Source organism: Anaerococcus vaginalis ATCC 51170 (genome assembly GCF_000163295.1).
GTDB classification, from domain to species: Bacteria; Bacillota; Clostridia; order Tissierellales; family Peptoniphilaceae; genus Anaerococcus; species Anaerococcus vaginalis.
In genome coordinates this window covers 73980-93366 of sequence record NZ_GG700527.1, presented here as the reverse complement: position 1 = coordinate 93366, position 19387 = coordinate 73980, and the positions used below count along the sequence as shown (strand labels likewise).

At 27.9% G+C, this 19387-nt stretch carries 28 protein-coding genes and 1 tRNA gene; 6 read left to right on the top strand and 23 right to left on the bottom strand.

Annotated elements, in window-relative coordinates; genetic code table 11:
* Positions 1 to 28: 28 nt before the first annotated feature.
* Together HMPREF0078_RS00520 and HMPREF0078_RS00515 are read right to left on the bottom strand one after the other, a co-directional pair.
* Positions 29 to 643 carry a hypothetical protein gene (locus tag HMPREF0078_RS00520; protein ID WP_004838058.1) on the bottom strand — a complete coding sequence of 205 codons (615 nt, stop codon included), beginning with the start codon at positions 641 to 643 and terminating at the stop codon, positions 29 to 31.
* Positions 644 to 1840 (bottom strand): AI-2E family transporter, encoded by a 1197-nt coding sequence (locus tag HMPREF0078_RS00515; RefSeq protein ID WP_004838057.1) that lies wholly within the window; start codon positions 1838 to 1840, stop codon positions 644 to 646.
* 101 nt (positions 1841 to 1941) lie between these two features.
* Between HMPREF0078_RS00515 and HMPREF0078_RS00510 the strand changes: the two genes are divergently transcribed.
* Entirely contained in the window at positions 1942 to 2565 is a 624-nt protein-coding gene (locus HMPREF0078_RS00510; RefSeq protein WP_004838056.1) for a thiamine diphosphokinase, read from the top strand.
* A 16-nt stretch (positions 2566 to 2581) separates the two neighbouring features.
* On the opposite strand, the gene HMPREF0078_RS00505 is transcribed toward HMPREF0078_RS00510, so the two are convergent.
* The 9 genes from HMPREF0078_RS00505 to HMPREF0078_RS00465 all read right to left on the bottom strand — a co-directional run bounded on the left by HMPREF0078_RS00505 (position 2582) and on the right by HMPREF0078_RS00465 (position 9740).
* Positions 2582 to 2935 carry a Spx/MgsR family RNA polymerase-binding regulatory protein gene (locus HMPREF0078_RS00505; protein WP_004838055.1) on the bottom strand — a complete coding sequence of 118 codons (354 nt, stop codon included), beginning with the start codon at positions 2933 to 2935 and terminating at the stop codon, positions 2582 to 2584.
* A 59-nt stretch (positions 2936 to 2994) separates the two neighbouring features.
* Positions 2995 to 3438 carry an Asp23/Gls24 family envelope stress response protein gene (locus HMPREF0078_RS00500; protein ID WP_004838054.1) on the bottom strand — a complete coding sequence of 148 codons (444 nt, stop codon included), beginning with the start codon at positions 3436 to 3438 and terminating at the stop codon, positions 2995 to 2997.
* A 19-nt stretch (positions 3439 to 3457) separates the two neighbouring features.
* Positions 3458 to 3763 (bottom strand): hypothetical protein, encoded by a 306-nt coding sequence (locus tag HMPREF0078_RS00495; protein WP_004838053.1) that lies wholly within the window; start codon positions 3761 to 3763, stop codon positions 3458 to 3460.
* A gap of 8 nt (positions 3764 to 3771) precedes the next feature.
* Positions 3772 to 4311: an alkaline shock response membrane anchor protein AmaP gene (gene amaP / locus HMPREF0078_RS00490; protein ID WP_004838052.1), complete on the bottom strand. Its 540-nt coding sequence runs from the start codon at positions 4309 to 4311 to the stop codon at positions 3772 to 3774.
* 54 nt (positions 4312 to 4365) lie between these two features.
* Complete coding sequence (abc-f, locus tag HMPREF0078_RS00485) at positions 4366 to 6288, bottom strand: ribosomal protection-like ABC-F family protein (protein WP_004838051.1); 1923 nt, start codon at positions 6286 to 6288, stop codon at positions 4366 to 4368.
* Positions 6289 to 6295: 7 nt separating this feature from the next.
* Entirely contained in the window at positions 6296 to 6934 is a 639-nt protein-coding gene (locus HMPREF0078_RS00480; RefSeq protein ID WP_004838050.1) for a redox-sensing transcriptional repressor Rex, read from the bottom strand.
* 11 nt (positions 6935 to 6945) lie between these two features.
* Complete coding sequence (locus HMPREF0078_RS00475; protein WP_004838049.1) at positions 6946 to 7386, bottom strand: hypothetical protein; 441 nt, start codon at positions 7384 to 7386, stop codon at positions 6946 to 6948.
* A 10-nt stretch (positions 7387 to 7396) separates the two neighbouring features.
* Positions 7397 to 9223, bottom strand: coding sequence for a translational GTPase TypA (typA, locus tag HMPREF0078_RS00470; protein ID WP_004838048.1), 1827 nt, complete (start codon positions 9221 to 9223; stop codon positions 7397 to 7399).
* A gap of 118 nt (positions 9224 to 9341) precedes the next feature.
* Positions 9342 to 9740 carry an ATP-binding protein gene (locus HMPREF0078_RS00465; RefSeq protein ID WP_019118240.1) on the bottom strand — a complete coding sequence of 133 codons (399 nt, stop codon included), beginning with the start codon at positions 9738 to 9740 and terminating at the stop codon, positions 9342 to 9344.
* Between the two features lie 135 nt (positions 9741 to 9875).
* Here HMPREF0078_RS00465 and rd point away from each other — a divergent pair, with 135 nt between their 5' ends.
* The 3 genes from rd (at position 9876) to HMPREF0078_RS09240 (ending at position 10691) form a co-directional block, all read left to right on the top strand.
* Complete coding sequence (rd, locus tag HMPREF0078_RS00460) at positions 9876 to 10034, top strand: rubredoxin (protein WP_004814307.1); 159 nt, start codon at positions 9876 to 9878, stop codon at positions 10032 to 10034.
* A gap of 61 nt (positions 10035 to 10095) precedes the next feature.
* Positions 10096 to 10530 carry a TVP38/TMEM64 family protein gene (locus HMPREF0078_RS00455; protein WP_004838046.1) on the top strand — a complete coding sequence of 145 codons (435 nt, stop codon included), beginning with the start codon at positions 10096 to 10098 and terminating at the stop codon, positions 10528 to 10530.
* Positions 10437 to 10691 carry a VTT domain-containing protein gene (locus HMPREF0078_RS09240; RefSeq protein ID WP_244261731.1) on the top strand — a complete coding sequence of 85 codons (255 nt, stop codon included), beginning with the start codon at positions 10437 to 10439 and terminating at the stop codon, positions 10689 to 10691. The genes HMPREF0078_RS00455 and HMPREF0078_RS09240 overlap by 94 nt, the downstream gene beginning before the upstream one ends.
* 35 nt (positions 10692 to 10726) lie before the next feature.
* Here HMPREF0078_RS09240 and HMPREF0078_RS00450 read toward each other — a convergent pair whose 3' ends face one another.
* From HMPREF0078_RS00450 to HMPREF0078_RS00400, 12 genes are all read right to left on the bottom strand, one after another.
* Positions 10727 to 11557, bottom strand: coding sequence for a glycosyltransferase family 8 protein (locus HMPREF0078_RS00450; protein WP_004838044.1), 831 nt, complete (start codon positions 11555 to 11557; stop codon positions 10727 to 10729).
* 12 nt (positions 11558 to 11569) lie between these two features.
* Complete coding sequence (locus tag HMPREF0078_RS00445) at positions 11570 to 12544, bottom strand: YitT family protein (RefSeq protein WP_004838043.1); 975 nt, start codon at positions 12542 to 12544, stop codon at positions 11570 to 11572.
* 56 nt (positions 12545 to 12600) lie between these two features.
* Entirely contained in the window at positions 12601 to 13782 is a 1182-nt protein-coding gene (locus tag HMPREF0078_RS00440; RefSeq protein ID WP_004838042.1) for a coenzyme F420-0:L-glutamate ligase, read from the bottom strand.
* Positions 13783 to 13850: 68 nt separating this feature from the next.
* Entirely contained in the window at positions 13851 to 14225 is a 375-nt protein-coding gene (locus HMPREF0078_RS00435) for a hypothetical protein (protein WP_004838041.1), read from the bottom strand.
* A 2-nt stretch (positions 14226 to 14227) separates the two neighbouring features.
* Complete coding sequence (locus tag HMPREF0078_RS00430) at positions 14228 to 14965, bottom strand: NAD-dependent protein deacylase (protein ID WP_004838040.1); 738 nt, start codon at positions 14963 to 14965, stop codon at positions 14228 to 14230.
* Between the two features lie 25 nt (positions 14966 to 14990).
* Positions 14991 to 15155, bottom strand: a complete 165-nt coding sequence (locus HMPREF0078_RS09165; protein WP_004838039.1) for a hypothetical protein — start codon at positions 15153 to 15155, stop codon at positions 14991 to 14993.
* Between the two features lie 7 nt (positions 15156 to 15162).
* On the bottom strand, positions 15163 to 15897 hold the full coding sequence (locus HMPREF0078_RS00425; protein WP_004838038.1) for an ABC transporter permease: 735 nt from the start codon (positions 15895 to 15897) through the stop codon (positions 15163 to 15165).
* A 9-nt stretch (positions 15898 to 15906) separates the two neighbouring features.
* Positions 15907 to 16695: an ABC transporter permease gene (locus HMPREF0078_RS00420; RefSeq protein WP_004838037.1), complete on the bottom strand. Its 789-nt coding sequence runs from the start codon at positions 16693 to 16695 to the stop codon at positions 15907 to 15909.
* Entirely contained in the window at positions 16692 to 17390 is a 699-nt protein-coding gene (locus tag HMPREF0078_RS00415; RefSeq protein ID WP_039920334.1) for an ABC transporter ATP-binding protein, read from the bottom strand. The genes HMPREF0078_RS00420 and HMPREF0078_RS00415 overlap by 4 nt, the downstream gene beginning before the upstream one ends.
* Positions 17383 to 17733, bottom strand: coding sequence for a hypothetical protein (locus HMPREF0078_RS00410; RefSeq protein WP_004838035.1), 351 nt, complete (start codon positions 17731 to 17733; stop codon positions 17383 to 17385). The genes HMPREF0078_RS00415 and HMPREF0078_RS00410 overlap by 8 nt, the downstream gene beginning before the upstream one ends.
* A gap of 28 nt (positions 17734 to 17761) precedes the next feature.
* The gene (locus HMPREF0078_RS00405; protein WP_004838034.1) at positions 17762 to 18016 is read right to left on the bottom strand and encodes a barstar family protein; all 255 of its coding nucleotides are present in this window, start codon (positions 18014 to 18016) and stop codon (positions 17762 to 17764) included.
* A complete protein-coding gene (locus HMPREF0078_RS00400) occupies positions 18017 to 18466 on the bottom strand; it encodes a ribonuclease domain-containing protein (protein WP_004838033.1) in 450 nt (149 codons plus the stop codon).
* Between the two features lie 43 nt (positions 18467 to 18509).
* Between HMPREF0078_RS00400 and HMPREF0078_RS00395 the strand changes: the two genes are divergently transcribed.
* Both HMPREF0078_RS00395 and HMPREF0078_RS00390 read left to right on the top strand, forming a co-directional pair.
* The gene (locus HMPREF0078_RS00395) at positions 18510 to 18968 is read left to right on the top strand and encodes a 2-thiouracil desulfurase family protein (protein ID WP_004838032.1); all 459 of its coding nucleotides are present in this window, start codon (positions 18510 to 18512) and stop codon (positions 18966 to 18968) included.
* A 76-nt stretch (positions 18969 to 19044) separates the two neighbouring features.
* A tRNA-Pro gene (locus HMPREF0078_RS00390) sits at positions 19045 to 19121 on the top strand.
* Positions 19122 to 19387 lie beyond the last annotated feature (266 nt).

Here is a 19387-nt window from a genome sequence, read left to right as displayed (position 1 = left end):
TTTTTCTCTCCTATATTTTTTAATTTTTTTATATATTATCTTTTTCAAAATAAATAAAACCAGTATAAGTTCTATGTTGTGTCAAAAATTCTTTTAATGAAATTTTGTAAACTTCTCCCCAAGATGAGATCGTAAGTTTATAATCATCCTCAAATTTTTCTATTTCTGTAATTGTAACTCCATGATGTTTCATCACCCTAATCGACCTACTGACCCAATTAAAAAATATAACTGGCAGATCTTTTTCTATGGCTTGGAAAATAAAATTTGCAATCTCTTCCATTGATTTTCTTTTTATTGGATTATCTTCTAAAATGTGTGATTTTAATTTCAAATGGTAGGATTTTCTAAATTTATTTAATTTAAAATCCAAAAGCCTTGCCGTTGGCACTCCATAAACTCTTGGTTTTATAATTTGAAAAAACCAATATTGGTAATCATTAAATTGATCTAGGCTAAATTTTTCATCTTTTCTGTAAAGATATAGGTAAGTGTTTGTAAATGCCGTAACTACACAAGACCTATCCCTATAAAATTTACTCACTCCTACTTCTTTTAAGTCATTTTGGTAGCCACCATAGTAAATTTTATTATTTTTAATTACTGGAACAAATTCGCCTTTTTTAGATCTTTTTAATTTCATCTATTTTTCTTCCTTTTTGTAGTGAACTTTTTCTGATAATTCTTTAATTTCATTTTCTGAAATTTCTTTTTTTGCCAAAGTCTTATCCATTTTTTCATTCATCAAAGTGTACAATATTGATGCAATTGGAATTGATACAAGCATACCAACAATTCCAAACAAACTTCCACCAATAGCTATTGATACAATTACCCAAATTGATGGCAAACCAATTGTTTTTCCAGCCAAAGCCGGATAAATTATTGAGCCTTGAACTTGTTGGGCTATTAATAAAAATATTAAAAATACCAAAGACTTAAATGGTGATTCTATAAAAATTAAAATCATCATTATAACAGTTGCAATAAGCGGTCCAACATAAGGAATAAAATCTGCTATTGCAACCAATATTGCAGCCATAGCCGCAAAAGGAATTTTTAAAATTAACATACCAACAAAAACCAAAATTCCAAGTATCAAACTAGAAAGAGCTTTGGAATTAATATAAGATGCAAATGAAGAATAAGAAAGACTTGCCACCTTGTTAATTTCATCAGCAGTACTCCTTTTAAATAAGGAATAAATAATTCTATTAGCTAAAATTTTCAAATCTTTTTTATTAATCAATACAAATACCGAAAATATTGTAGCAGCAGCTATGGTTATAATAGTTGATGATACAGAATTTATAATTGAAGTTGTTTTATCAAAAATATTTCCCGCCTCTCCAACAAAATAATCCTTAACTTGAACTAAGACATTGTTCCAATCAACACTATTTATATATTTTTGAGCATCATCGGCAAAATTTTTTGTTAATTTATTTTTATTTAATAAATCTATCAAATCATCTAAAAATAACGGAAATCTTTCAATAAGAGCAGTTACCGCCTTAGATATTCTTGGAATTAATACATTCAAAAATATTACAATACCCAAAATAAATAAAATCCAAGAAGATATAAGTGAAAAAACCGGAACTAACTTTTTTGTCTTTTCTGTTTTAAAAATTTTAGAATACACTTTTCTTTCAAAGAAATTCATAGGCAAATTAATAATAAAAGCCAGCATAAATCCAATCAAAAAAGGTTGTATTACAGCAATAAATACCGTCAAGCCATTCTTAACATTTTCAATATACCAAAATGCAAAAAATACCAAAATAGATATAAGAATAACTTTTAGTAATTGTGAATTCTTTTCATCTAATTTTTTCATTAAAGTTTCCCTTCTCCCTATTAATCATTTACCTATATTCTACCATAGAAATTTTTCATCTTCCATTTTATAATAATGATATAATAAGCTTGAGGTGGATTATGAAAAAATGTTATATATTTGCCGGCGGAGATTTCGACGGATTTTTTGATAAAATAGGAAAAGATGATTACGTAATAGGAGCAGATAAAGGCTATACATATATAGAAAAAATCGGAATAAAAATAGATACAATAATCGGAGATTTCGATTCAGCACAACAACCAGATTTTGAAAATAAAATTACGCTAAAACCCGAAAAAGACGAAACCGATTTGTACGCTGCAATTAATTTTGCAATAAAAAAAGGCTACAAAAAAATAATTGTCTATGGAGGACTAGGAGGAAGAATTTCCCACACTATTGCAAATATAAAAATAATGGAAGAATTTAAGAAAAAAGGAATTGATATAGAATTAAAAAATAAAAATCAAAAATTATTTGTAATAGATAAAAATTTTGAAGAAAAAAAACAAATAGAAAACACCTACATTTCCATTTTTGCCCTTACAGAAAAAATAGAAAATTTAAATTTAATAAATTTAAAATATGAACTAAAAAATTTCACCTTAAAAAACGACATGCACCTAGGCGTATCAAATGAGCCAATAGGAAAAGAATTTAAAATAGAATTTGATAAGGGAATGATTCTTGTAATTTATGAAAACAAAAATGTATATAAATAAGGCAGGATTTCCTGCCTTATTTTTCAAAATATTTTTCTATATTTAATCTACCAACTACAACATCATCGCCGTAAACTAAAATTGGTCTTTTTAATAACATGCCATCTGATGCTAATAAATCTAATTTCTCATCTTCTGTCATATCTTTTAATTTGTCTTTTAAATTCAACTTCCTATAAATTTGTCCAGATGTGTTGAAAAATTTCTTTATTTCAAGACCACTTTTTTCATACAAGTCTTTTATTTGGTCTTTTTCTGGCTTTTCTTCTTTCACATCTTGAAATTTATAATCAATTTTCTTTTCTTCCAAAAATTTCTCAGTTTTTTTGCAAGTTGAGCAAGATTTATATCCTATTAATAATGCTTTCATATTTTTCTCCTTAAATTAATCTTTAAAAAAGAGGTTGACCTTTCAACCCCTTTATTTTTTTATTTTCTATCGTCGTTATCTGATTTTTTAGATTTGTATTCTTCTCTTGTCATAACATCAACTACATCAACATTTACTGTTACAACATCAAGTCCTGTCATTTGCTTTACATTTTCTTTTACAACTTTTTTGATATTTTCAAAAATATGTGGAGCAGATTTTCCATATTCTAAGATTATTTGCATATTTACTTTTGCTTCTTTTTGTCCAACTTCAACATCTACTCCTGATGTATCTTGTTCACTTGATGATTGGAAAACTGATGAAACTGAATCAAAAAAACTTGCCTTCATATCCAAAATTCCATCAACTTTATTTACTGCAATTCTAGAAATTTTTGCTACAACCTTATCAGCAATTGTCAATTTTGAAACTTCTTTTTCGATTTCTTGATCCTCTTCGATTCCTTTTTCGTAATCTTTGTCAAATGTTTTTTCTGTCATAATTTTCCCCTATCTTTTTTTATTGAAATTTTTTTAATAAGCTAATTACAAATCCTATCACTTTAGGATCTTTGTCGAGCCATCCGCCCAAGCAATAACAAAATCCTAGCACAATCCAAATACCAACAGTTCTAAAAAATCCAAAATCGAATAAAGAAGCTATTGTTGCAATTCCCAAAATCAAAGAAATTATTTTGTGCTTATTTTTTTCTTTAAATTCTTTGCATTCTTTTTCTTTTTTCTCTTTTATATCAAGTTTTCTCATTTCTACATCATAGGCGGTTACTTGTTTTTCTAAATCTAATTTTGCTTTTTCTTTTTCCATAATACCACCTACCTAAGTTCTCTTTCTTGACTTTTGTGAGCTTTATTTAATTGAACATGGGCATTTGCATTTTCAAGTCCTGTAAGCATTCTAAGTCCCATTTCAACTTCAGCTTGAATCTTTCTACCTAAATCCTCAAAGTCCCTATCTCCAAAAACGTCACATTTAATTTTCGCTTCTACAGTTTCGCCTTTTATTATTTTAACTTTCGAATCTGTAAGTTCTGTTCCCATAAATTTATTTACTGCAGAATTTACTGCTGAATCCAAGGAATTTCTTGTAATAAAAATATCGCCTGTATTATCTTCTACTAGATATTCACGCTTATCATTTTGATTTGCTATAATATCTATCAAAAGAATAATTGCAAAAACCAAAATTGCTATAGCAACTCCGAGAAGTACGTATCTGTAATTTTGTATTTCTAAATATGATAATAAATCATGCCTTACTCCATCGTCTGCGAGAGCGAGTGTTCCAAGTATGGCGGAAATTATTATCAAAGCTATGGTCATAAGTGACCACAAAAATTTTTTAAATCCTCCCATAAAGCCTCCTTACTTATAAGTTACCCATGCTTTAGTTTTTGAAACAAAACTTTTTTAGTCATCTTCTAATTCCAAAGATAATTCTAACCACCTATCTTGGTATCTTTGCTTCTTTTCTTCAAGGTTTTTTATCTTAGCAAAAGTTTCTATGACTTTTTTTTCATCATCATAAAAACCTTCTTTGAGGCTTTCTTCTGTAAGTTTATGAATTTTTGCATCAATTGTATTGGATTCTTTTTCTAATTTTTCTATTTTTTCTTTTATTTTTTTTACTTCAAGCCTTTTAAGTTTTTTCTTTTTTTCTTCTTTTTTTATTTGGGTTTGTGTCATTATTGGCTTTTTTTCATCTTCTAATGATTCTTCTTTTAATTTTTCTACATAATAATCGTAATTACCCAAATACTCTTTTATATAATCCTTGTGCATATCAAGAATTTTTACGGCAATTTTATTTAAAAAATACCTGTCGTGGCTTATTACAAGAACTGTTCCTTCATAAGCGATAAGTGCATCTTCCAAGGCTTCTTTTGAATCTATATCAAGATGGTTTGTAGGCTCATCCATCAAAATAAAATTACAATCTGAAAGCATAAGTTTTAAAAGAGAAATTCTTGCCCTTTGGCCTCCGGATAATTCATTTATTGGCTTATCAACTTCATCTTGGTAAAACATTATTTTTGCAAGATATGATCTAATTTCATAATTTGTAAGATCAGGATAAGCTTCTCTTATTTCTTCAAACAAAGTGTTTTCTGTATTTAAGGACTTTTGTTCTTGGTCAAAATATCCAACTTTTACGCTAGAGCCTAATTTTATTTCCCCATCGTCTTTTCTTTCTTGGTTTAAAATAATTTTAAATAAAGTAGTTTTTCCTACTCCATTTTCTCCAATTATTGCAACCCTATCATTTCTATAAATATTAAAAGAAATATCTTCAAAAATATCCTTATCGTAAGATTTTTTTAATTTTTCTACACTTAATACATCAACTCCCGAAATTATTCTTGGAGTAAATCTTATATTTATGGATTCATTTAAGTTATCAGGTTTTTCTACCCTTTCCATTTTATCCAAAAGTTTTTGTCTTGATCTTGATTGAGAAATTCCTCTTTTTCTTTTTGAACCGCCAAGATTTTTTAACCTATCAATTATTTCTTCTTGCCTTTTGATTTCTTTTTGCTGAGTTTTATAAAGATGGTTTTGGACTTTCAAATCTTTTTTTCTTTGAGCCATAAATGATGTATAATCTCCATCATAAATTTTTAGTCCACCATTTTCCATCAAAAATATTTTTGAAACTGTTGCATCCAAAAAATATCTATCGTGGCTTATAACTATAACTGATCCCTTAAAATTTTTTACAAAATTTTCCAAAAAATTAATCGCCTTTATGTCAAGGTGATTAGTCGGTTCGTCTAACAAAATTAAATCAGGTTTTTCCAATAAAAGACAGGCAAGTTCAACCCTTGCCTTTTGTCCTCCTGATAAAAGTGAAATTTCTTTTGAAAAATCTTCTTCGCTAAAGCCCATTCCTATAAGTACTCCTCTTATTTCCGACTTATAGGAATAGCCATTTTGTTTTTCAAATTCTTCGCTTTTTTTTGCATATTCAATCATTATTTCATCGAGCTTATCTGGATTTTTTTCCTCGCTCATTTTTATTTCAAGATCTCTAATATTTTCTTCAAGTTTTATAAGATCTTTAAAAACTTCCAAGCAATAATCATATATACTTTTATCTGACATAAGTCCTAATTGTTGTTTCAAATAACCAAGGCTTACATCATTTGGTATATGAATTTTTCCTAAATCTTTGGAAATTTCTCCTGTCAATATATTAAATAGTGTAGACTTTCCAGAACCATTATTTCCTATTAAGCCAATTTTATCTCCCTTATTTATTGTAAATGATACGTTTGAAAATACGTCTTGGGTTGGATAGGATTTTTCTAAATTTGATACTGACGCTACAATCATAATTTTTTTAGAAAATGAAATCTTCTGGTGTGTTGATAAAATATGTTAGGGTAAATAATGATTCATCTAGATGAACATTTTCTATTACCACATTATTTTTTGTTTTTAAATCAACCGGTGCGAAGTTCCAAATTCCTTTTATTCCTCCTTCACAAAGAATATCACAAACTTCTTGGGCACCTTCTTTTGGCGTTGTGATAATTCCTATATCTATTTCATTTTTTTCTAAATATTCTTTTAAATCATCTGTTGACAAAACTTTTAATTTTCCTGTTGAAACTTCTTCATTGTTTTTGTCAAATACTGCTTTTACATTGTAGTCTAAAGTTTTAAAACCTGAGTATTGGAAAAGAGCATGGCCAATATTTCCAAAACCGATTATTATCATAGAATATTCTTTGTTTACTCCAATAATTTTTGCAAGCTCTTGCATTAATTCTTTTACATTATAACCATAACCTTGTTGACCAAAGCAGCCATAGTGATTTAAGTCTTGTCTAATTTGGCTTGCTGTTAAGCCTGTAATTTGTGAAAGTTCTTTAGATGAAACTCTTACAATACCTTTTTCATTAATTGCTTCTAAATACCTATAATATTTTGGTAACCTTTTTATTACTGATAAAGAAACGTTTGACCCTTTTTTCATAACAACCTCCGTTAATCATTATTTTTTATTTCTTTAGACCTTAATCTGTTTAAAAGTATTACATTCAAAAGATGAACTATATAAATAATTATTAGTCCACTATAAAACAACTCTTGCCAATAACTTGATATTCTTTCATCTACTGCTATGTATTTTGGTAATAATGGTGTATAGTTACTTACCACAAGTAGGGCGTGGTAGCTTAGGATTGCAAAAACTATAATGCTTATTATTGCTACAAAAATTGAATAGCCTCTTGTTTCTTTTTCCATTAATATATAAAGAGGATAAATAAGCATTATAACCCAAGAAATAATGAAGGAGATACTCCAAACATTATTTACTACTTGTGGGTTAATTTTTGTAAGAATTAGGATTAAATTTGATACTAAAACCACTAATACTGATAAAAGCAGAGTACTTGAAAGAAATCTTTCAAATCTCTTTTTCATCTTTAGCTCCTTACTTACTATATTTTTTTGATTTATATCTTAAATTATTATCTAAGATTTTTTTTCTAATTCTTAAATTGTGTGGAGTGATTTCTATTAATTCATCTTCTTCCACAAATTCCATCATCTCTTCAACGCTCATAATTTTTGCAGGAGATAAAACAAGGGCTTCATCAGCTGCTGATGCTCTGACATTGGTTTGTTTTTTCTTCTTGCAGACATTTACGTCGATGTCAATTCCTTTTGCATTTGAACCTATGACTTCTCCCTCATAAACTTCATCTTGAGGCTTTACAAAAAGTTGTCCTCTTGATTGAGCTGCGTGAAGTCCATAAGTAGTTGCTACTCCTGTTTCAAAAGAAATAAGTGAACCTGCTTGTCTTTTTGCAATATCTCCCTTATATCTTTCGTAAGAATCAAATTCTGTATTTAAAATTCCAGTTCCTTTTGTATCTGTTAAAAATTCTTGCCTATAACCTATAAGTCCTCTTGCAGGAATTTTAAATACCATTCTTGTGTATCCTGATGAATTTGGAGCCATATCCATTAGCTCTCCTTTACGAAGACCTAATTTTTCTATTATTGAACCTGTGTATTCTTGGTCAACATCAATTGTTGCAAGCTCCATTGGTTCAAGTGTTTTTCCATTTTCATCTTTTTTAAACATAACTTCAGGTTTTGAAACTTGGAATTCATATCCTTCTCTTCTTAAATTTTCTATCAAAACTGAAAGATGAAGTTCCCCTCTTCCAGAAACCTTAAATGCTTCTGTTGAATCTGTTGTTTCAACTCTAAGTGATACATCTGTTTCTTTTTCTTTAAATAATCTATCTCTTAAATGTCTACTTGTTACATAATCTCCATCACGTCCTGCAAATGGTGAATTATTTACAGAAAACGTCATTGAAAGTGTTGGCTCAGAAATTTTTGTAAATTCTATTGGCTCCATATCATTTTCTGTACAAATTGTATCTCCTATATTTATATCTTCCATTCCTGATAAGGCAACAATTGAACCAAAATCTGCTTTTTCAACTTCACTTCTTTGTAGTCCTTCAAATTCATAAATTGTAACAATTTTTGATTTTACTTTTCTATCCTTATCATTGTAATTTACAATTATGCAAGAATCATTTTTATTTATTTGTCCACTTTCAACTTTTCCAATTGCAATTCTTCCAAGATAATTGTCATAGTCTGTTGTTGAAACCAAAACTTTAAATGGAGCATTTTCTTTAGCTTCAAAAGCTGGTGTGTAATCAATTATTGTATCCAAAAGATCTGTCATATCATTTTTTACTTCACCAAATTCTAAACTTGCCCAACCTTCTTTGGCTGATGCAAAAACAAATGGAGAATCAAGATATGATTCATCAGCTTCAAGGGAAATAAATAAATCCAAAACTTCATCCATTACTTCTTCAACTCTTTGGTCAGGTCTATCAACTTTATTTATACAAATAATTGCTGGAAGATTTAATTCGATTGCCTTTCTCAAAACAAATTTTGTTTGAGGCATTGGACCTTCACGACTATCTACAACCAAAACTACAGCTTCAGCCATATTTAAAACTCTTTCAACCTCTCCACCAAAATCGGCGTGTCCTGGAGTGTCAATTATATTTATTTTTATTCCCTTATAATTGATCGCAGTATTTTTTGAAAGAATTGTAATTCCTCTTTCTCTTTCAATAGAATTTGAATCCATAACTCTTTCATCAACTTGTTGATTTTCTCTAAAAATTCCGCTGGTTTTTAAAAGACCATCAACAAGAGTTGTCTTACCATGATCAACATGGGCGATTATCGCCACATTTCTTATATCTTCACGTTTCATTAAATCACTTCTTTCTTAACTAATATAAACTATTTATTCATCAATTTATTATATCATATGTGATAAGATTATCAATAAATAACAAAAAAAATACTTGATAAAAAAAACTTACCAAGTATTATATATATAATTTTCTCTTGGAATCTCTTTTTACAAAAGCGATTATAATATTATCTTTAATAATAAGCTCATCTGCTAAGCTATAAACAAGTTTAATTCCCCTGCCGTGATCATGGAGTCCATCATTTTCAAAAAGATAATCTATTCCTTCTCCCTCATCTTTTACTTTTATTAAACAGCAAGTATCATCCATGATAAAAGTTGTGTCAATAATTTTGTCATACTCACACCTATTTCCATGCTCGTAGGAATTTATTATAAGCTCGTCCAAAATCAATCTTATTTTAAAAATTAAATTTTCATCTATATTTTTATTTTTTAAATTTAAAACAAGCCCATCCCTAAATTTTTTTATCATTTTTAGGTCAGTAGGCATTGTGTTTCTAATAAGTTCCATCTTACCCCTCATCTCTTATTAATAAATTTATACCCAAATAAAAATTTTTTGTTAATTTTTGTCTAAAAAGTTAAAATTATTGCTTTTTTTGTTTTTGTAGTATAATGTATGTATAACAAATGAAAGGAGAATATTATGAAATACGTATGTACAGCTTGTGGATATATCTATGATCCTGCTAATGGAGATCCAGATAACGGAATCGATGCAGGAACAGAATTCAAAGACCTTCCAGAAGATTGGGTATGCCCAGTTTGTGGAGTTGGCAAGGATATGTTCGAAGAACAAGAATAAGATTTTTTAAAAGGGAGGCACTCGCCTCTCTTTTTTATAAATTCGTATTCATATTTTTTTTATGAAATATTTTTTAAAAAAACATAGCAAAGAAATTAAAATATTTATAAGCCTTGGACTTTCTATTTTATTTTTGACCTTTCTTTATAGATTGTACAAATTGGGAATACTCACAAATTCGGATAAATTATACGATTATATTGGAGCTTTTACTTATCTTGCCCCTTTAATATTTATAATCCTTAAAGTTTTGATTGGATTTGTTCCTTTTATTCCAACGACAATTTTTATAGTAATAGGCTTTGCCTTGTTCGGTCAAAAATTTGGTTTATTTTTAAATTACATAACAGGTCTTATGACTGCTGTTTTAAATTACACTTTGACTAGAATTTATGGTAAAAGATTTTTAAATTTCTTTTTACCAAAAAAAGCCTTAAAAAATACGAAAGTGCGACAAGACAAAGCACAAAAAGATTTAAAAAAGTTTTATTTCTAACAAGTGCTATGCCCTTTGCTCCTGACAACGCCTTATCAATGGTTGCAGGATTTAAAAAATTAAAATTTGAAGATTATTTAAAAATAATGTTTGTGGCTAAATTTATAGAAATTGTGATTATAGCATATTTAATGTATCATTTGAAATTATTTTTAGCATAAAAAAACTCCTAATTTTCAAAAATTAGGAGTTTTTTTTATATATTCATTGCTTTTTTCCAAAAATATAAATAAAGTGATGTAAATACGCCTAGATTATTTTCTTCTAACCAGGGTTTTCTTTTTCCACAAAAATGCAAAAAGCATGTATTTGAAATTATGTAGGATAAATTATATTTTTTATCCTTCAATTTGTAAGTTAAATATCTTCTTGCATCATAATTATATTTTATTTCGTCAATTTTTATTATTTTATTTCTAAAAACCACATTCAAAAGATCTTGATCTGGCATTATAAGCCCTAATGATTTGGTATTTTTTACATAATTTAAAACTTCTTTTTCATAAGTTTGACTATCTCTTGAAAGTTTTAAATTTATCATCAAAATTCCTGAATTAAAATAATTTTCTATATCCTTATGTCCTGATGAAATAGATAGCCTTGCTACATTTGCAGATTGTACAGTTGGAATAGTATGAGTTGCTGCTGCAAAATAATTATCCCCTAAATCCATATTGTAAAGTTTTTCGCAAGAATTTAAAACTAAAACGTCAGGATCTAAATATAAAATCCTATCCAAATTTTCTGGCAAATATTTATAAGCCAAAAGCCTATAATACATTTCTTCTGTATAATAAAAAGTTATTTTTGCATTAGAAAAAAGATTTTTAACTTTTATCGCATTTAATTTTGCCCTTTTTGAGCTTGCTTTTATTACAAATTTTTCAATTTCTTTTATTTTTTCATCTCTAATATCTTTGTGAATCAAATAAATTTCAAAATTTGTATCATTACTTTCAAATAATGAATATAGCATAGTTTTTAGAGGATTTAAATAATTTTCATCACATGAAACCAATATATTCATAGTTTTCCCTTTCTATTGAAGGTCTGTCGTATAAAAACCCTTGCCTATTATTGATGATGTATCTAAGACTGTTATAAAACAGCGTGGGTCAATTTCTTTTATATATTTTCTAAATAAAACGGCCTCGTAATCATTTGTTACACACAAAAATACTGATTGGTCTTTTTTATAATAAAGTCCTGTTCCATCCAAAACTGTAGCCGACCTATTTAATTTATCTCTAATAAATACACTTATTTCTTCTTGCTTGGATGTAATAATCAAAAATAGTTTTGCTGTATTAAATGATGATATAAATTGATTTACTACAACGCCTTTCATCAAAAGACCTAGGCAAGATAAAAGTCCAATTTCTACTCCAAATATTTTGATTGATAAAATTGTTAGAATAGAATCTCCCATCAAAAGTGATTTTCCAATATTTAAATTTGTGTATTTATTTATAATCATAGCGATTATATCTGTCCCGCCACTTGATGCTGATAAATTAAATAAAATTGATGAGCCAAGAGCTGGTATTAAAACTGCACAAAATAATTCTAATAATTTATTATCTGTAAATGGAGTTGTGTGAGGTAAGACTTTGCTTAGAGCAAGGGCCGTTAAGGAATTTAATATGGATACATATCCGGTTTTTAAAACAAATTTCCTACCCAAAATAAAATACGCCAAAACCAACAAAGTCACATTTAAAATCAAAGTTATAAAGGCAGGGGATAAGGCAAGACTATTTGAAAGCAGTATGGATGCCCCCTCTACTCCTCCAATTACAAAATGATTTGGATATTTAAAAAAATGTGTTCCATTTGCCATAAGTATGGCGGCAAAGCTCATAAGTAAAAATTTCTTTTTTTCACTCAAGGGCTTGTGGGCAAATTTATCTTTTTTTCTATCTTTTCTAAGTATTTTTATTGCAGCATTTCTATCAAGAATATGTTTAATTTTTTCCTTGTCGGAATAATTATTAGGATCTATATTTTCATTCATTTTTTCTTATTTTTTAATCCTCCAACTTTATAAAAAAAAAGCCTAACGGCTTTTTTTTAGTCATTCGAATAATTATCAAAATATCCTTGTATAAGAACAACAGGAGTTCCCTTATCGCCTGAGCCTGATGTCAAATCGCAAAGTGAGCCTAAAAGATCTGTGATTTGTCTAGGAGTTGTTCCTAAGGTTTCATTTGTTCCTTTTAAATCAGCTGCTTTTTGTGAAATTCTTTCTCTCATTTTTGCAGTTCTTTCATCTATTGATAAGTCCTTTAATTCTGTATCAGCTATATATTTTATTTTCAATTCATTTGGTGTGCCAGAAAGTCCTTTTGTATAAGCTGGAGATACAACTGGATCTGCAAGCTCCCAAATTTTTCCTACTGGATCTTTAAATGCTCCATCACCGTAAATCATAACTTCAACTTGTTTATTATATTTTTCAATAAATTTTTCTTGAAGTTCATCTACAAAACTTTGACCATCTCTTGGGAATAATTTTACAACATCTTCTGTTGAAAGATTTGAACCAAGTAAACCGTAATCTTCATTATAGCCTGAGCCATCAACTGATTTTGTCATTATTTCATCTAGACCATAAATTTCTTCAGCTCCAGATTTTTCTAGAAGTTTTTTAGTTAAATCTCTTGTGTGGATTTGGCAAACTAAAACACTTTTTGTAAATTTAAGTACATCTTTTGGATTGTTGAAAAAATGTACTTCGCTATTTTTTGCCATTTCTTTGTAAAGAGAAATGTAATCAACTCCAGTAAATTGATGTTTATAATCTCCTGCAAGTTTTCTAAATTCTTCTTCTGACAAAATATCTGAATAAGGATTTACATCACTTTCAAATAAATCCATTCTGTCCATAATGTAGTTTCCTACCTCATCTTGTGGATAAGATAAGCAAATGTGAAGTTTTTTTCCACTCAAAGCAAAAGCTTTTAGCATTATTGAAAATCTATTTCTACTTAAAATTGGAAACAATATTGCTATTTCGTCAGATTTAAATTTATCATTTATATCTTTAGCAATTTGTTCACAACTTGCGTAGTTTCCTTGAGCTCTTGCTACAAGGGATTCTGTAATGCAAACTACATCCTTATCATTTATTTCGATATTTTTTGATTCAACAGCCTTGTTTACACTATCAAATACAATATCTACTAAGTTATCTCCTGTCTCAATAATAGGTGTCCTAACACCCATTGATACTGTTCCTATTAATCTATCCATACATGCTCCTTCCTCACGTATTATACATTAATTTTTTTAAAAAATAAAGTTAAAATTTTATTTTTTTTTTACGATTTTACTTTTTGTTTGGTCTTGCATTTTGGGCATTTTACGATTATTTTTCCTTTGCCTTTAGGAATACGTAATTCTTGTCCACATGATTTACATTTAATATACTTATATTTTTTATCTCCAAATATTTTCCTTTTAATACTCCTATATTTTTTTTGAATAGGATTTAAAAATTTTAATTTGAAAATATAATTTTCGCTGTTTCTTTTTATTTCGTTTGTTGATATAGTCCTAAATATAGCATAAAAAACTATCACAAGTGGCATTGCTTGTAAAAAATTAATTTTTAAAAAATAATTTATAAGCATTAAGCCAATTGCAAACCATACAAGTCCTATAGATAGCTCGTCAATTCCATGTCTTTTTTTCAAAATTAAACACCTTCTACTAATTCTTTCATTATTTTTGATATATCTCCTTTCAAAAGATAATCTGCTTTATTATCTTTTGGGGTAGGATCTTGATTAATTACTATAAGTTTGTTTCCCCTATAAAAATCTATCAAACCTGCCGCAGGATAAACAACCAAACTTGTTCCACCGACAATTAACACATCTGCTTCGCTAATTAATTTTACCGCATAGCTAATGTTATCATTGTTCAAACTTTCTCCATACAAAACAATATCAGGTCTAACAACTGCGCCACACTCATCACACTTAACTACATTTTTAAATTTTTTAACATAAGCTAGGTCAAAATTTTTGCCACAAGATGTACAATAATAATCTCTCAAATTCCCGTGAAGCTCAATTACATTTTTACTTTTTGCTTCTTGGTGGAGAGAATCTATATTTTGAGTAATAATTCCCTTTAGTTTTCCTTTTTTTTCAAGTTTTGTTAAAGCAAGATGACAATCATTTGGTTTTATTCCTTCAATCATCAAATTTTCTTTTGCGTATTCCATAAATTCATCAGGATGATTTACAAAAAATTCATGGCTTAGCATATATTCAGGCGAATATGATGAATTATTTTCTCTATTATAAAGTCCAGTTGCAGATCTAAAATCTGGAACGCCAGATGCTGTTGATACTCCTGCTCCTCCAAAAAATACAATATTATTTGATTCTTTTATGATTTTTTTAACTTCATTAATTTTATTATCCATAATATCTCCTTACAATGACTATACCCTACTTAGATTTTTTAAATTTATTATCAATGCTTGCTCCAAAAAATGCGCCTATTACTGCACAGACTACTGCAACCATTTCTTTGTTTGGAAAATTGTAGGCATTATTTAAAATTATTGAAATAATTACTCCTCCTACAATTCCTATATACATATTTTTATTCATAAAGTCCTCACGATAAGTCTAAATCTTTTTTTAATATTTTTGCATTTATCCAAAATAATCCTAGAAATATCAAAATATAATAAATAAATCCTGTTAGGTTTATATATGATTCTCCCTTGTATTTTACATAAGAATAAACAAAAGCCATATAATTATAATCTTTTAAAATAATCTTATTACTTAAAAGCAAAAAAATTTTATTTATGAAAAACGCAAGAGCAAATATGGCCGCTGTTATTATAAAAATTAAAAATACTGAAATTTTTCTTTTAAACAAATACCTATCCATTTGCACATATAAAAATACTAAAAGAGCACTTATATTTATCAAAATCATTATAAAGACCAAAGATAGAAGTATTTTTGTATTTAAATATGTTCCTACTATATAGAATAAAAACACTGACAAAAACACTAAAAGCCAATAGAAAATATTTATTACTATTAGTTTTGCCCAAATAAATTCTCTTGCACTTATTGGCAAGGAAAATGTAAGTATTGACCTGTTTGTGTAAAGATCTTTGTAAAAACTATTTATAATAAAATAAGAAATTGTTAGGATAAAAACTACAACTACAATTATTTCTATTGAATTTATGGCTGAATTTATTTCTAGCGTTCTTGAAAATGCTCCAATTGTTTTGATTGACATCATTGAGATTAAAAGAATTACAAAACTTGCAATTGTTGAGATGAAAAATTTCATATTCGATTTTGCATCATATTTTAAATATTTTCTCATAATAATCTCCTAAAAATCAATCTTCTCTTCTATCAAAAATACATTATAAAAAAATGTAACTGCTATTATCAAAATAGAAAATGTCAGCATCCAAATATTTATTCCCAAAACTTTTCCGTCAACTCCATTGTAAAGCATGGAAATATCTACTCCATTTATATTTATTATCCTTTGGATGGCAAAGTCTTTAAATCTTAAAATCACAGGACTTATTGTGTAAATATTTCTTAAAAGCCAAACTATTATTGTAAATAAAACAATGGACAAAACCACTGACACAAATGAATAATATCTTCTAAAAATTTGTACTTTTGAAAGGGTTATTCCAAAAACCAAAAGAAGATAGGCAATTGAATAGTAGATTTCTAAAACAAAAATATATACCATAAGAAGTTTCATGGATATATTTATTAAATCATCATAAATCCCCAAAAACTTTGAGCATATAATTAAAGAGCCTACAAAAACTACAAGGCTTAAAAAGCCTATCACAAGACTTGCCAAAAATTTTGCAAAAATAATCTTAGCTACAGAAATATTTATGGTAAAAGTTATATAAGATGACTTGTCAAAAATATCTCTTTTGTATCTAATGGTAAAAAATATCAAACAAACTGACAAAATTATAAGGGCAAGAGCTATAAGGAGAATAAAAAATGAAGTGTTTTTATTTTCCAGCTCAAAGCTATTTAATTTATAAAATATCCCAACAAGACCTTGAGAAAGTATGGCAAATAATGCCATCAAAAGAAAAAATCCCCTTGACCTTTTTAATTCATATTTCAAAAATCTAATCATATTACAAAAATTTCCTTATACAAATCTACCATTTGTTTTTTATACTTATCTCTCAAATCTTCGGCGTCTTCTTCCAAAAGAATTTGTCCTCTTTGGATAAAAGCTGCCCTATCAAAAAGATTTTCCAAATCTCCAATTTGATGAGTTGTAATAATAATTGTCCTACCAATATCTACAGTTTTTATAATTGCAGATAAAATCATATCCTTTGCAATAGGATCAACTCCTTCTATTGGCTCATCCAAAATATATAATTTTGTATCACGAGAAAGAGTCAGTGCCAAAAGAAGCCTCTCCTTCATTCCCTTTGATAATTTATCAGAATAACCTTCCTTTGGAATTTTCATAAATTCAAAAAGTTCCTTGCAAACTCTCATATTAAAATCATCATAAAAATCCTTGTAAAGATTTACCGTATCTTCAATTGTCAAATTATCATAAAGATGGTAGGCATCAGGCAAATAAGAGATGATTTTTTTTGTTTCAACTCCAACTTTTTTCCCATCAATTAAAATTTCTCCATCATTAGGCTTAATTAAACCCATTATACATTTTAAAAGAGTAGTTTTTCCTGAACCATTTGGACCCATAAGTCCCAAAATTTTCCCTCTTTCAAGTTTTAAATCAATACCATCAAGCACATTTTTTTTGCCATAAGTTTTTTTCAAATTTTTTATTTCTAATATATTATCCATTAGCATTCATCCTCAAAGATACAAAATCATAAACTCCCTCATTTGTAATTCCTATTGAATTCATATTTTTTAAAAATTCATTCAAATATCCATTTGCAAATTCCACAATTAGGGCATTTCTTTTGTTTTCATCAATTTTCATATAATAATAATCACTTTTCGCCTCAATCAAATCCTCATCCAAAAGTCTTTGGTAAGTTTTATCCACATAAGAAGGATTTACCCTAAATTTATTAATAAGAAATTCCTTATCATAAAACTTATCCCCATTTTTTAGAAAATTATTTATAATATTTTTGGCAACAAAGTTTCTAATTTCATTATTTACTGACCTATCTTCCATATTAGCTCCTTTTCTTTACTATATTAATCTATGATAGAAAATCAATTTCCAAATCAAAACAAAGACTTGCCTTCATAAAACAAGACAAAAGCCTATCTCCATAATCATTCAAATTTTTATAAATAAGAGGATAATTTCTAATAATAATTTTCTCATCAAGCATAGAAAGTTCATCAAAAAGCCCATCAAGATTATTTACTTCATATTCAAAATCAATTTTTTCATTCAAATAAGAAAAAGCCTCATCCCTTGACTTAAATTTATTTCCATCCAAACAAATCATCTAATTCTCCTTGGTAAAACTTTTGTAATGGTCTTTGGTGTAAAAAATATTAAAATCCTCATCATAAATAAGTCTTTCGCCACCACGTCTTCCACCAAAATAATTTACATCACATTCCTTGTAATTTGCATCAGGTAAATTTTTTTCAAAATTCCCAAAATAATCTCCGCCAATTACACCCTTATCAGTAACTTCCCACAAATTTCCTTTCTTAGGAATCCAACCAAGTTTTTTCGCATCTTTTTTTGTCAAAAAATTTGGAGGAAGTTTTTTATAAGCCTTAATATAATCAACTACATCATCTTTTTTATAATAAGCCTTATCTTCAAGAAGACTTGTACATTCAACTGCTTCATTAGAATTAATATCATCAAGCTTTACACATCCAGCAAAAGCAAAAATAAGAAAAAAACTTAAAATAAATTTATAAAAAAAGTTTTTAATTTTCATTTAATTACTCCTTTGCTATAATTATATCAGAAAGGATAAAAATATGAATGTATTAATATCAAGATGTCTTTTGGGAATAAATTGTCGCTATGACGGAAAAAATAACGAAATAAAAAATTTAAAAGAAAAATTTCCACAAATAAATTTCATAGACGTTTGTCCAGAAGTAGATTCAGGAATGAAAACGCCAAGAAAGCCATGTGAGATAAAAAATTCTAAAGTTATAAATGTTGATGGAGTAGATTTTACAAAAAATTTCAAAAAAGGTGGAGAAATTGCCCTAGAAATTTGTAAGAAAAATAATATAAAAATCGCCCTCCTAAAAGCAAAATCACCATCTTGCGGAAAAGATTTTATTTATGATGGAAATTTTAATAAAAATTTAGTAAAAGGTGATGGAATAACTTGCCAAATTTTAAAGAAAAATGATATAATTATTTTCACCGAAAAAGAAATTGAAGAATTTTATTCTTATATAAAAGCTAAAATTAGCGAATCATAAATTTTTAAAATTTTTTCAAAAAAATATTTGACAAATATTTTTAAAGCTGGTATATTATATATTGTCGTTAGGACATCGGGGTGTGGCGCAGCTTGGTAGCGCGCGTGGTTTGGGACCATGAGGCCGAAGGTTCGAATCCTTTCACCCCGACCATTTTTTTGCAAGCAAAAGCTTGCTTTTTTAGTTGTAATACGTAAATTTTCCCTTTTAAAATTGCACCGAGCGGTGCTTTTTTTATGCCTATTTTTTTAAAAAATTCTTTAGCAATAAGCAAAATAAAAATTTAACCCATAAAAGAGATCTCTCCTCTCTTTATAATCGGTAGAGATGGGTTATGGAACTCTTTATTTTATTGCTAATTTTTTTATTTTATCTTTTTTGGCTTATATAAATTTTAAAAATAAAATTTAAAAAACATT